Source organism: Cedecea neteri (assembly GCF_000758305.1).
GTDB classification, from domain to species: Bacteria; Pseudomonadota; Gammaproteobacteria; order Enterobacterales; family Enterobacteriaceae; genus Cedecea; species Cedecea neteri_C.
The window spans coordinates 2733296-2746531 of record NZ_CP009458.1 but is presented as its reverse complement, the minus strand read 5'-3'; the positions used below and the strand labels follow the sequence as shown (position 1 = coordinate 2746531).

General features: G+C 51.9%; 12 protein-coding genes. 9 read left to right on the top strand and 3 right to left on the bottom strand.

All coding sequences use genetic code 11. From position 1 onward, the window contains the following. Positions 1 to 63 precede the first annotated feature (63 nt). The gene (locus LH23_RS12800; RefSeq protein ID WP_039291593.1) at positions 64 to 510 is read left to right on the top strand and encodes a YccF domain-containing protein; all 447 of its coding nucleotides are present in this window, start codon (positions 64 to 66) and stop codon (positions 508 to 510) included. A gap of 12 nt (positions 511 to 522) precedes the next feature. Next, a complete protein-coding gene (yccS, locus tag LH23_RS12795) occupies positions 523 to 2661 on the top strand; it encodes a YccS family putative transporter (protein ID WP_039296643.1) in 2139 nt (712 codons plus the stop codon). Here the strand turns inward: yccS and LH23_RS12790 are convergent. After that, complete coding sequence (locus tag LH23_RS12790; protein WP_039291590.1) at positions 2646 to 3275, bottom strand: TfoX/Sxy family DNA transformation protein; 630 nt, start codon at positions 3273 to 3275, stop codon at positions 2646 to 2648. The genes yccS and LH23_RS12790 overlap by 16 nt on opposite strands. Positions 3276 to 3492: 217 nt before the next feature. On the opposite strand from LH23_RS12790, the gene sulA reads away from it, so the two are divergent. Together sulA and ompA are read left to right on the top strand one after the other, a co-directional pair. Beyond that, a complete protein-coding gene (sulA, locus tag LH23_RS23460) occupies positions 3493 to 4002 on the top strand; it encodes an SOS-induced cell division inhibitor SulA (protein WP_071842718.1) in 510 nt (169 codons plus the stop codon). Between the two features lie 357 nt (positions 4003 to 4359). Next, complete coding sequence (ompA, locus tag LH23_RS12785; RefSeq protein ID WP_039291587.1) at positions 4360 to 5436, top strand: porin OmpA; 1077 nt, start codon at positions 4360 to 4362, stop codon at positions 5434 to 5436. A gap of 91 nt (positions 5437 to 5527) precedes the next feature. On the opposite strand, the gene matP is transcribed toward ompA, so the two are convergent. After that, positions 5528 to 5980 carry a macrodomain Ter protein MatP gene (gene matP / locus LH23_RS12780; protein WP_008461251.1) on the bottom strand — a complete coding sequence of 151 codons (453 nt, stop codon included), beginning with the start codon at positions 5978 to 5980 and terminating at the stop codon, positions 5528 to 5530. Between the two features lie 176 nt (positions 5981 to 6156). Between matP and LH23_RS12775 the strand changes: the two genes are divergently transcribed. From LH23_RS12775 to LH23_RS12755, 5 genes are all read left to right on the top strand, one after another. Continuing rightward, positions 6157 to 7911: an AAA family ATPase gene (locus tag LH23_RS12775; RefSeq protein ID WP_039296640.1), complete on the top strand. Its 1755-nt coding sequence runs from the start codon at positions 6157 to 6159 to the stop codon at positions 7909 to 7911. A 68-nt stretch (positions 7912 to 7979) separates the two neighbouring features. Continuing rightward, on the top strand, positions 7980 to 8498 hold the full coding sequence (gene fabA, locus LH23_RS12770; protein ID WP_008461248.1) for a bifunctional 3-hydroxydecanoyl-ACP dehydratase/trans-2-decenoyl-ACP isomerase: 519 nt from the start codon (positions 7980 to 7982) through the stop codon (positions 8496 to 8498). Positions 8499 to 8730: 232 nt separating this feature from the next. Beyond that, positions 8731 to 9819 (top strand): ABC transporter substrate-binding protein, encoded by a 1089-nt coding sequence (locus LH23_RS12765; RefSeq protein WP_039291583.1) that lies wholly within the window; start codon positions 8731 to 8733, stop codon positions 9817 to 9819. A gap of 88 nt (positions 9820 to 9907) precedes the next feature. After that, on the top strand, positions 9908 to 11677 hold the full coding sequence (locus LH23_RS12760; protein ID WP_008461246.1) for an ABC transporter permease: 1770 nt from the start codon (positions 9908 to 9910) through the stop codon (positions 11675 to 11677). Then, complete coding sequence (locus tag LH23_RS12755) at positions 11670 to 12740, top strand: ABC transporter ATP-binding protein (protein WP_039291581.1); 1071 nt, start codon at positions 11670 to 11672, stop codon at positions 12738 to 12740. The genes LH23_RS12760 and LH23_RS12755 overlap by 8 nt, the downstream gene beginning before the upstream one ends. A gap of 71 nt (positions 12741 to 12811) precedes the next feature. On the opposite strand, the gene rmf is transcribed toward LH23_RS12755, so the two are convergent. After that, positions 12812 to 12979, bottom strand: a complete 168-nt coding sequence (gene rmf, locus LH23_RS23455) for a ribosome modulation factor (RefSeq protein WP_008461244.1) — start codon at positions 12977 to 12979, stop codon at positions 12812 to 12814. Positions 12980 to 13236: the final 257 nt, after the last annotated feature.

Genomic DNA, 13236 nt, shown 5'->3' with positions numbered 1-13236 from the left:
TAAAAACGCGTTATAATTTCTAAGGTTAATCACTCTTTATTTTTCTGTCAGGGAAGCGTCTCTATGCGTACCGTACTTAATGTTCTGAACTTTGTGCTGGGAGGCTTCTTGACCACCCTCTCATGGTTGTTTGCCACGCTGGTAAGCATTGTGCTGATTTTCACTCTGCCGCTGACTCGCTCCTGCTGGGAAATAACCAAGCTTTCCTTTGTGCCCTACGGCAATGAAGCCGTGCATGTCGATGAGCTTAATCCACAGGGTAAAAATACGCTGCTAAATACCGGGGGCACCCTGTTAAATGTTCTTTGGCTGATCTTCTTCGGCTGGTGGTTGTGCATCATGCATATTATGGCGGGCATCGCGCAGTGTATTACCGTTATAGGGATCCCTGTAGGAATTGCGAACTTCAAGATTGCCGCTATCGCATTATGGCCCGTTGGCCGCCGGGTTGTGCCAGTTGAAGTAGCCAGAGCTGCTCGCGAATCCAATGCTCGTCGCCGTTTCCAGTAAGGAGCCATTGTGCTGACCCTAAGCCCACTGGTACGTCGTTATACCTGGAACAGCGCCTGGCTTTATAACTTGCGCATATTTATTGCCCTTGCAGGCACTGCGGCGCTGCCGTGGTGGCTTGGTGAGGTCAAGCTGACGATTCCCCTCACGCTTGGCGTTGTGGCTGCAGCCCTGGCCGATCTCGACGACCGAGTGAGTGGTAGGCTACGAAATTTACTGATCACTTTAGTCAGCTTTTTTATTGCTTCAGCATCCGTGGAGTTACTGTTCCCCTGGCCGTGGCTGTTTGCAGTGGGTTTAACGGTATCCACCAGCGGATTCATCCTCCTTGGCGGATTAGGGCAACGCTATGCCACCATTGCCTTTGGCGCGCTGCTTATCGCCATCTACACGATGCTCGGTATTTCCCTCTATGAGCACTGGTATCAGCAACCGCTGTTCCTTTTAGCCGGCGCCGTCTGGTACAACTTCCTGACGTTAGCAGGCCATTTGATTTTCCCTATTCGCCCGCTGCAGGACAATCTGGCACGCTGTTATGAAAGCCTCGCGAGCTTTCTTGAAATTAAAGCCACGCTATTTGATCCTGATATAGAAGAAGACAGTCAGGCTCCAATGCTCCAGTTGGCCATGGCTAACAGCCAATTAGTGACCACGCTAAATCAGACAAAAAGCTCATTACTGACTCGCCTTCGCGGCGACCGGGGGCAGAGAGGCACTCGCCGGACACTTCACTATTATTTCGTAGCCCAGGATATTCACGAACGAGCGAGTTCTTCCCATATTCAGTACCAGGCTTTGCGCGATAAGTTTCGCTACAGCGACGTGATGTTCCGCTTTCAGCGCCTGCTAACGATGCAGTCACAGGCCTGTCAGCAGCTCTCTCGATCAATCCTGTTGCGAGTCCCTTATCAGCACGACCCACGGTTTGAACGCGCATTTACCCATCTGGACTCCGCGCTGGATCGAATTCGTGTGAGTCATGCAACCGCTTCAGAGATAAAAGCATTGGGCTTTCTGATTACAAATCTGAAGGCAATTGATGCGCAACTGGCAAACATTGAGTCAGAACAGGCTATTGCTGAGCCACAGAACGATCCCGAGCACCGTTTAGCCGACGACAAGCTAACCGGATTCGATGATATCTGGCAGCGGCTAAAGCTTAACCTCACGCCAGAATCCGCACTCTTTCGCCATGCGGTACGGATGTCACTGGTACTCTGTGTGGGCTATGCGTTTATTCAATTTACGGGTTTGCAACACGGTTACTGGATACTTCTGACCAGCTTGTTTGTCTGCCAGCCCAACTACAGTGCAACCCGAAGACGCTTAGCGCTGCGTATCATCGGCACACTGGTTGGGGTGGCCGTTGGCCTGCCCTTGCTTTGGCTTGTTCCGTCTCTCGAAGGTCAGCTGATACTTATCGTTATTACTGGCGTGCTGTTCTTCGCTTTCCGTAATGTGCAATACGCCCATGCCACCATGTTTATTACGCTGCTGGTATTGCTGTGCTTTAACCTGTTGGGTGAAGGATTTGAAGTCGCTCTCCCGCGCGTGATTGATACACTTTTAGGCTGTGCAATAGCCTGGGCTGCAGTGAGTTTCATCTGGCCTGACTGGCGATTCCGCCGGCTTTCACGAGTCGTTGAACGTGCGTTCAACGCTAATTGTCGTTATCTGGATGCGATTCTTGAACAGTACCACCAGGGGCGTGATAACCGTCTTGAATATCGTATTGCCCGGCGAGATGCCCATAACAGAGACGCTGATCTCGCCTCAGTTGTTTCAAATATGTCATCTGAACCTCGCGTCTCAGATGACATGCGCGAAGCGGCGTTTCGCCTGCTTTGCCTGAATCACTCCTTTAATAGCTATATCTCTGCATTAGGTGCACACAGGGAAAAACTCAACCACGGTGATACGTTAGTGTTACTCGATGACGCCGTCTGCTATGTTGATGACGCATTACATCACCTGCCTGTTGATGAGGAGCGTGTTCAGACTGCTCTGGCAGGGCTCTCCGCGCGCATCTCACAGCTTGAGACTCGGGCAGACACAAAAGAACCCCTGGTTCTGCAACAAATTGGGTTATTGATTGCTCTTCTGCCTGAGATCTCACGTCTTCAACAGCAAATCTCTCAGTGTTCAGAGTAAGCTTGCTGGCGCTGCTCATAGCAGCGCCACCATTCCGTCAATTCTTTCCGAACCTCAGCAGGCAGTACCGCCTCATGAACACCACGAATAGCACCTGCAAGCGAGAGCAGGACTTTAATACCTACCGTTTTCCTGGTGTTGCGTAATTTTAGCCATGACCGTTTGGCACCAAAGAGTTGAAGCGTTTGTGGATCATTGATCCCCACCTCACGAAGCATAACTTCAATATTCAGGGAAAGATTGGGGAGGTCTTTAAGGCGACGAGAACGTATTTTGATTTGTTTCTTCTCACGTTGGGCGCTTCTTAACGCCAGAGAAGAGAGCTGGACGAGTTTTTCCGGATTTTCCCAAAGTTCTTCATCGACACGGTAGTAATTCAGCGCGACAGGAAGCCCGCGTTTACTGTACATCAGAGGAGGCGCCGATTTTTGGATAAAATACTCCGCGCACTGTTCACAAGCCCGCAGATAAAGTTCACCTTCAGCCACCATAGCAAACACCACGCCGTCAACGGTCAGACTATAACCACCAAATAGCGGTCGACAACCGATTTTCCCCAGTGACGAAAGATATTCCCGTGATTTATGAATTCTAATAAATGTCACCTTTTTCATAATATGTCCTTATATATCAACTGGTAAATAGCTGTTCTGGTTACCCGCCCTCTTAATCCCTGAAAATAAGTAAGGTTAAAGATAATGGCAATGACAATTTCATCTATAGCGCTTTTGCGTACCGAAAATGCGAGACACTTTCCGAAATTCCGGTTGATCTTTGTTCGCACAGGCATTACTGTATATGCATACAGTAACCCATTAGGCGGGACTCACTATGCACTCACATAACGCTCAAGCTCACTTTCATCATGTTGTAGTTACTCCGCACTCCCCGGCGCAGTCTCTCTCTGATAACAGCGTACAGGGGTTAATCAGTGAAGTGGTTTACAGTGAAGAGAGCCCATGGGTTACCCAGTTTATTCTGCTACCTTTATTACAGCAGTTGGGACAACAATCTCGCTGGCAGCTATGGCTGACGCCACAGCAAAAACTGAGCCGCGCATGGCTGCAGGGGGCTGGGCTGCCGCTGGCAAAAGTGATGCAGGCAAGTCAGTTAGATCCGCTTTGTACCGTTGACGCCATGGTGAAAGCTTTACAGACAGGAAATTACAGCGTTGTGATCGGCTGGCTACCAGAAGAATTAACAGATGAAGAACATTCACGGCTAACGATCGCAGCGGAAACAGGTAACGCGATGGGCTTTATAATGCGTCCAACCAGCAGAAGGACATCCGGTTCAAGACCACGAAATGGCCTAAAAATTCATTCTAGTTTGTATCATTAAGTAAATTTAGGAGAAATCCTGGAATTTTTTACGTATGCCATACAATCCGCTGCCATGACTCAAAAATGCCCGCCATATGGCGGTTTGACGGGGTTCTCTTGATAGAGAGCTCGTTCAAAAAACAATCCGTTTTGTAAAAAAATATGTATGCAAGTCGTTTTTTTTCATATGCCTGACGGACTTCACACTTGTAACTTTTCAACTACGTTGTAGACTTTACCTCGCCAGGGTTGCTCTTCATAACACCGATATATCGGTAGAGTAACAATTGAGCGTAAACCCGGGCGAAGGATTTAACCCTGGGCTTTAAATTGGTTTAGAGCTCATGGCCTTTTGGATGATAATGAGGCGCAAAAAATGAAAAAGACAGCTATCGCGATTGCAGTGGCACTGGCTGGCTTCGCTACCGTAGCGCAGGCCGCACCGAAAGATAACACCTGGTATGCAGGTGGTAAACTGGGCTGGTCCCAGTACCACGACACCGGTTTCTACGGTAACGGCTATGACCGTGGTATCGGCAGTGGTCCGACCCACGAAAGCCAACTGGGTGCTGGTGCATTCGGTGGTTACCAGGTTAACCCGTACGTTGGTTTCGAAATGGGTTATGACTGGCTGGGCCGTATGCCTTACAAAGGCACCCCAGAAAACGGTGCTTTCAAAGCTCAGGGCGTGCAGCTGACCGCTAAACTGGGTTACCCAATCACTGACGACCTGGACATCTACACCCGTCTGGGCGGCATGGTATGGCGTGCAGACTCCACCGCTAACAACGCGGCTGGTGAGCGTCTGAAAGACCACGACACCGGTGTTTCTCCAGTATTCGCTGGTGGTGTTGAGTGGGCTGTTACCCGTGACATCGCTACCCGTCTGGAATACCAGTGGGTTAACAACATCGGTGATGCACAGACCGTTGGTACTCGTCCAGACAACGGCATGCTGAGCGTAGGTGTTTCCTACCGCTTCGGTCAGCAGGAAGCTGCTGCTCCAGTTGTAGCGCCAGCTCCGGCTCCAGCTCCAGAAGTACAGACCAAACACTTCACTCTGAAGTCTGACGTTCTGTTCAACTTCAACAAAGCTACCCTGAAACCAGAAGGTCAGCAGGCACTGGATCAGCTGTACACCCAGCTGAGCAACCTGGATCCTAAAGATGGTTCCGTTGTTGTTCTGGGCTACACCGACCGTATCGGTTCCGAGCAGTACAACCTGAAACTGTCTGAAAAACGTGCACAGAGCGTTGTTGATTACCTGATCTCTAAAGGTATCCCAGCGAACAAAATCTCTCCACGTGGCATGGGCAAAGCTAACCCAGTTACCGGCAACACCTGTGACAACGTAGCGCCTAAAGCTAAACTGATCGACTGCCTGGCTCCAGATCGTCGCGTTGAGATCGAAGTTAAAGGTATCAAAGAAGTTGTAACTCAGCCTGCGGCATAAGTTACTCTTCCTTGAACAAAAACCCCGCCATGGCGGGGTTTTTTATTGCTTGAAGTTTCACGGTGACTCAGTCACACGCGCTTTCATCGCGTCATTTTTTGCCCAGCATAGCCTGCAGATCCTGCTTAAGCGTCGACATCTTACTTTCCACCTTCTCTTTGCGTTCCGCATCTTCAATCAGTTGAACAACCGTTTCCGAAAGCGTATTGCCACGACGCTGTGCAAGCCCGGCCAGACGCTGCCAGACAAGATATTCCAGATCGATAGATTTTTTACGGGTATGCTGATGCTCAGCGTTAAAATGCCTTTTACGCCGGGCACGAATCGTTTGCTTCATGCGGTTATGCAGCGCCGGGTTCATATGCTGATCAATCCAGCTCTGAACCAGAACCGGCACATTCTCCAGCGTCAGGAGCTGCTCTACCGCCTCTTGGGCTGCACTGGCCTCAATGTATCGCGTGATTAATTCCCCTTCGCGATGCTTCTTAACCAGATACTTCCACTTCCAGCCGCTCTCGAGATTTTCCAACTGTTGATATTTCATTGTGATCTCAGTGTGACCGTGTAACTTAGTTCAGAATAACAGTTTTTCCGCCATTCGCTGAACTGAAAATCAAAGCTGTGAGGGGGATAAAACTGTGTTACTGCTTTATCCGTGTGCTACCCGAGCGATTCTTGTATAATCGCGCCTTTGACATCTCATTAAAAAATATAGCGACTTTGACGACTAATCGACTTGACTGGCGTGCCCTGGTGCCTGATACCGAAAGCTATCAGGAAATTTTTGCACAGCCTTATGATACAGACGCTGCCCCTCTTTCTGCGATTCAACCTCGTTTAGTTTACGGGATTGAGCAACTCAACCTTTCCGTTTCTTCCGTCGATCTGATGCTGATAAAAGCTCCGGAAGAACAAGAGTATCTGGATCTTATCGCCGCGGCCGTTGAAGCATCCCGTGACGAAGAGGACGAGATTGTTGGCGGACACTATCTCATTGAAGGTAGCCGGGTCACGCTGCAACCGGCCGAGCACACTGACGATAACTTTGCGTCCAGCGGAGAAGTAATTGCCGCTGACTGGGTTGAACCGGAACAACTGTTTGGCTGTGTGCGCCAGTTTGCAGGTGAAGTGTCGCTGGAGCCTGGTCTGATTCATCGCGTGAACGGTGGCGTCCTGGTGCTGTCGATGCGTAGCGTCCTTGCCCAGCCGCTGCTGTGGCTGCGCCTGAAACAAATCATGATCCAGGGGCGTTTTGACTGGATTTCACCTGACGAAACTCGTCCACTGCCGGTGAAAATCCCGTCATTAGCGTTGGATTTCAAACTGGTGCTGGTTGGCGAGCGCGACTCTCTGGCAGATTTCCAGGAAATGGAGATGGATCTGGCTTCGGCCGCTATCTACAGTGAATTTGAAGACAATCTGCAAATTGTTTCTGCCGATGAAATGGCGCTTTGGTGTCAGTGGATCTATGCCATTGCCGCTGAGAAATCATTGCCTGCACCAGCAGCCGATGCCTGGCAACCGCTGATTCGTGAGGCCGTCCGCTACACGGGCGATCAGGAAATGCTGCCGCTCTGCCCTTCCTGGATTTCACGCCAGCTGCGCGAAGTCGCGCCGTTTACCGAAGAAAACAGCTTTAACGCCGAACAGCTCCAGCAAATGCTCGAGCAGCGTGAATGGCGCGAAGGTTTCCTGGCCGAGCGCATGCGGGATGAAATCCTGATGGAGCAAATCCTGATTGAAACCGAAGGCGAAATGGTTGGCCAGATCAACGCTCTGTCGGTCATTGAATTCCCTGGTCATCCACGGGCGTTTGGCGAACCTTCTCGTATTAGCTGCGTGGTTCACGTCGGTGATGGGGAATTTACGGACGTAGAACGCAAGGCAGAACTTGGCGGCAACATTCACGCCAAAGGGATGATGATCATGCAGGCATTTCTGATGTCAGAGCTGCAGCTTGACCAGCAAATCCCGTTTTCAGCATCCATCACCTTCGAGCAATCTTACAGCGAAGTCGACGGCGACAGCGCTTCCATGGCTGAGCTTTGTGCGCTGATAAGCGCCCTGGCTAACGTTCCAATTTATCAACACATCGCTATCACTGGCTCTGTGGATCAGTTCGGCCGCGTACAGCCGGTTGGCGGGCTGAATGAAAAAGTGGAAGGCTTTTTCCGTATCTGTCAGCAGCGTGAGTTTAGCGGCGTTCAGGGGGTGATTATTCCTCTGGCGAACGTGCGTCACCTGTCGCTGCACAAAGATGTACTGGAGGCCGTCGAGCAAAATAAATTCTCGATTTGGGCCATTGACGACGTGGCTGATGCCCTGCCGTTATTGACCAATCTCCCGTGGGATGGCGAAGGGCAAAACACCCTGATGCGTGCGGTGCAGGAGCGTATTGCTCAGGCCTCGGCGCCGGATGTTCGCCAGCGCTTTCCGTGGCCGCTACGCTGGCTCAACTGGTTCAACCACAACTGATCGGACTTGTTGAGCGTACACGTGTTAGCTAACCTGCGTGCTTCATTATAAAAAGGCTTACTGTAGACATGGTAGATAAACGCGAATCCTATACGAAAGAAGATCTTCTTGCCTCAGGGCGTGGCGAACTGTTTGGTGCTGAAGGCCCGCAGTTACCAGCACCTTCCATGCTGATGATGGACCGCGTAGTCAAGATGACCGAGGACGGCGGTAACTTTGACAAAGGTTACGTGGAAGCCGAGCTGGATATTAACCCTGACCTGTGGTTCTTTGGTTGCCACTTCATTGGCGACCCGGTGATGCCTGGTTGCCTGGGCCTTGATGCCATGTGGCAGCTGGTTGGTTTCTACCTCGGCTGGCTCGGTGGTGAAGGTAAAGGCCGTGCGCTGGGCGTGGGCGAAGTGAAATTTACCGGCCAGGTTCTCCCTACCGCGAAGAAAGTTACCTACCGTATTCACTTCAAACGCGTAGTGAATCGCCGCCTGATTATGGGCCTGGCTGACGGTGAAGTGCTGGTTGATGGCCGTGTGATCTACACCGCAACCGACCTGAAAGTGGGTCTTTTCAAAGACACCTCTGCTTTCTAATACCGTTTTATCTGGCTTCACCTCGAAAGCATCCATTGTTCACAATGGGTGCTTTTTTGTTTCTGCCGTCCGCCTGAGTGACGCTTTCTTGTCGTGGTTTTTATGGCGTTAATTGCTTAAACAACGTTCGAAATCACAAATCGTGAAGATAAAAAACGCCCCCTCTTGTCTGAAAAACGTTATGCGTTATGTTGATTTTTAGTTTCTCAAATGTAACTAGAGGTTAACAATAATGTCGAATAAGTTACGTATATCTTGCCTTGCTTCTGCCGTGCTGCTCTCTACCTCCGCGTTTTCTGCCGTGCCTCAGGGCTATCCGGCGGATTATCAAAAAATCATCGATGCCGCGACCAAAGAAGGCAAAGTGGTGCTCTACTCCACCACCGACACCAAAACCGCGGCCCCGCTTATTCAAGGCTTTGAGGCTGCATATCCGGGCATCAAAGTAGAATATAACGACATGAACAGCACCGAGCTGTACAACCGTTATATCAGCGAACAGGCCGCCGGCGGTACCAGCGGTGACGTGGTCTGGAGTTCCTCCATGGACACGGCATTAAAACTCGCCACCGATTATGCCCAGGAATACAAATCCCCGGAGCAAGGCCAGTTGCCGAAGTGGGCAGTGTGGAAAGACAAGGCCTACGGCACCACCTATGAGCCGGTCATTTTTATCTACAACAAACGCCTGATCCCGGCCAATGAAGTGCCTGACAGCCATGCAGCGTTGGCCAAACTTATCGCCAGCCAGCCCGATAAATTCAGCAAAAAAGTCACCACCTACGATATCGAAAAATCCGGTCTCGGCTTTATGCTTTCGGTACAGGATCACAAAGCCGATCCAAATTACTTCCAAACCCTCGCCGATGTAGCCAAAGGCGGCCTTTCGGTCCAGTCCTCAACCGGTACCATGATGGAGCGAGTCTCCTCGGGTGAAAACCTGATTGGCTTCAACATTTTGGGATCCTATGCCGAGGCTCGCGCCAAAACGGACACTTCCCTCGGCATTGCTTATCCGAAGGACTATACCCTGGTGCTGTCACGCGTCTCCTTTATCAGCAATGAAGCGAAAAACAGCAACGCGGCGAAGCTGTGGATCGACTACGTGCTGTCTGAGAAAGGGCAAAATATTCTCGCAAACCAGGCTGATATCCCGTCTATTCGCAATGATATCGACGGTGACAACGACATCGACGGCATGACTAAGAAGCTGGGCAATGCCCTGAAGCCAATCCCGGTGGATGAAACCCTGCTGGAATACCTGCAGCAGAAAAAACGCCTGGACTACATCAAACAGTGGCGCGAAGCCGCCGCGAAATAATCCTTTGATGAGGCGCACCGTCCGGCTGCGCCTCGCTTAATCCGAACACATTAGGCTATTCAGGCTAACTGACCTGAGGGATCGTTACATGGATGCATTACGCAGAAAGTGGCAGAGCCTGCCGCGCGGCATTGTGGTGCTGATAACTGCGCTGGTTATCTATATTCCGCTGTCGTTTATCGTTATACAGAGTTTTCTCTCGGCCCCCTTCTTTTCCCCGTCGAAGGAGTGGAGCCTCGAATCTTTTGAATTTATCTTTACCGACTCCGATTTTTACCTGGCACTGAAGAGCGGTTTTATTCTGGCCTTTGGCCTGGTGGTGATTGCCATCCCGCTGGGCGGCATTCTGGCTTTCCTGATGGTGCGTACTGACCTGCCGGGCAGGCGCATCATTGAGCCGCTTATTCTGGTGCCTATCTTTGTTTCACCGATGGTGTTGGGATTCGGCTACGTGGTGGCCGCAGGCCCGGTGGGCTTCTTCTCCCTGTGGGCGCAGTCGCTGCTTGGCTTCGTGCCGTGGAATATCTACGATATGTCGAGCATCGTGGTGATCGCAGGCCTGACACATGTTCCCCACGCCTATCTCTACATATCCTCGGCCCTGCGCAGCGTAGGTTCCGATGTAGAGGAAGCGGCTCGAACTGCAGGCGCAACGCCGCTTCAGGTGATGACCGCCGTCAGCCTGCCGATGGTGCGCCCGGCAATGCTTTATGCCACCGTGTTGCTGTTCTTCCTCGGGCTGGAAGTGTTCGGCCTGATGCTCGTACTGGGTGACCCGGAAGGCAACATGGTGCTGGCGACATACCTCTACAAACTCACCAATAAGCTCGGCACGCCGTCCTATCATCTGATGGCTGCCGTCGCCGTCGTGCTGATTTGTATCACTATCCCGTTGGTCATGCTGCAGCGCCGACTGATGCGCACGGCAAACCGCTTTGTTACCGTCAAAGGCAAAGCCTCTCAGGCGCGAGCCTTGCCGCTGGGGAAATGGCGCTGGGTCGCAGGGGCAGTCGTGGCATTCTGGCTGACCGTCACCATCGGCGTACCGCTGATTGGCGTTATCCTGCGATCCTTTATTTCCAACTGGGGCGTAGGCGTTTCACTGTGGGATGAACTGTCGCTCAATACCTTCCGCACTATCTGGGAACAGCCCAACTTGCTGCGGGCCATCGTCAACTCAATGGCGATTGGCGTCATCGGCGGGGCGCTGGCCGTGGTTTGCTACCTGTTTATCGGCATCGCTATGCACAGAAAACCAGACAACGTAACCCGCTTCCTTGACTACAGCGTTCTGGTGCCTCGTGCTGTGCCTGGCCTGCTGGCCGGTCTGGCCTTCCTGTGGGTGTTTTTATTCCTGCCTATGTGGCTGGATAACGCGCTGAAGTCCGGCTGGCTTTCCGGTATGCCTTGGTCCCAGTGGCTGCGGGATAACCTTATCGTCTGGCTACGCTCGCTGCGCAGCACGATATTCAGCGTCTGGCTGGCCTATACCGTCGTGTGGATGGCCTATGGTCTGCGTCTTATCTCGTCTACCCTGCTGCAGGTTGGGCCAGAGCTGGAAGAAGCCGCTCGCAGCACCGGAGCAAGTCGCGGACAGATTACCCGCCACGTCACCATCCCGCTGTCACGCTACGGTCTGATTGGTTCCTGGCTGCTGATGTTCCTGATCTTTGAGCGCGAATATTCCACCGGCGTCTACCTGCTTTCTCCCGGTACGGAAACCATCGGCTCCATGCTGGTTTCGCTGTGGGCCGCAGGCGCCATCGATATTGTCGCCGCACTTTCCTTTATTAATATTCTGTTCGTGGTGTTAGGGCTCGGCATTGCCCTTCGTTTTGGAGTGAAATTACATGATTGAGTTATCGGTCGAGAACTTGCACTTAACCTACGGCGACAACCCCGTGCTGAAAGGCGTTTCCATGGATCTGAAACGCGGCGAAGTCGTGTCTCTGCTTGGCCCTTCCGGCAGCGGCAAAACGACGCTGCTGCGCGCGGTCGCCGGCCTGGAAAAACCTACCCAGGGCACCATTGTTATCGGCAAAAGCAACGTGTACGACGGCGCATCCCGCAAAGAGATCCCGGCTGAAGAACGTAATCTTGGCCTCGTCTTCCAGTCTTATGCCCTGTGGCCGCATAAAACCGTCTTTGAAAACGTCGCTTACCCACTTAAGCTGCGTAAAGTCGCGGCGGCGGAAATCAACCAGCGCGTACAGGCTGTTTTGGATCAACTGGGGCTTGGGCACCTCGGCCAGCGCCACCCTTATCAGCTATCCGGCGGGCAGCAGCAGCGCGTCGCGATTGGCCGGGCGCTGGTATATAACCCGCCGGTGATTTTGCTGGATGAACCGCTTTCCAACCTGGATGCGAAGCTGCGCGAAGAAGCACGCGTCTTCCTGAGAGAACTGATTATCAAGCTAGGGCTGTCGGCATTAATGGTCACCCACGATCAGAACGAAGCGATGGCCATTTCCGACCGTATCCTGCTGCTGAATAACGGCAAAATCGAGCAACAGGGCACACCACAGGAGATGTATGGCTCACCGCAAACGCTGTTCACCGCCGAGTTTATGGGCAGTAATAACCGCCTGAACGGTAAAGTGACTGAGGTTCGTGACGGTAAAGCACGCATTGAGGGCAGCGGCTGGGCGCTCTGGGGCAAAGCTGGAGCTGGCGTAGTGGCCGGGCAGGAAGGGACGGCGGTGATCCGCGTTGAACGCGTAAGAATTGCCGATCTGCCGGGGGAAAACGGCATGACGCTACCGCTGTTGACCAGCATGTACCTGGGCGACCGCTGGGAATACCTCTTCCGAACCTCTGGAGATGATTTCGTGATCCGCGCCTATGGCAATGATATGCGTGATGCTCAACCGCATCATCTCCAGTTGCCCGAACAACACGTCTGGATTTTCCCTAAGCCCTGATTGATTTTGCAAAGGTTATAAAAGGCGAAACCTCCGCGAGGCGGAGGTTTCTTTTTCTAAAGAGACAGTGATTACGCAGTAACCGCCCTGTCTTCCATGGCTTCTCGCCAGCCTCCCATCCAGTAGGACCTCTGATTCAGAGTCTGATATGGACAAATCTCTTTTGAGCGTCCGGCGATACCTGCCTGATAACCACGTTGATGTGCCCGTTCCAGGCGATCTCGTTTTTGTCTCTTCATGCCTCGTTTCCCTCATTACATTGTCTGGTGGAAAAGAAAACAGTGATTACAAAATGTGCAACCACGGATAAGCAATAACGCGAAATTCCGCGACCGTCAATGCGCAAAATTCACGCCAATGTCATATTTCCGCGATATTCTGGTTATCTTTTCGACAAAAACTGTGGCGCGCCTGCCGCTAACCGGTTCAGCAAAAAAGAAAAGCTGCGACCACCCGAAGGTGAAAATCGCAGCTTTTTTGTACAAATCATTTTACC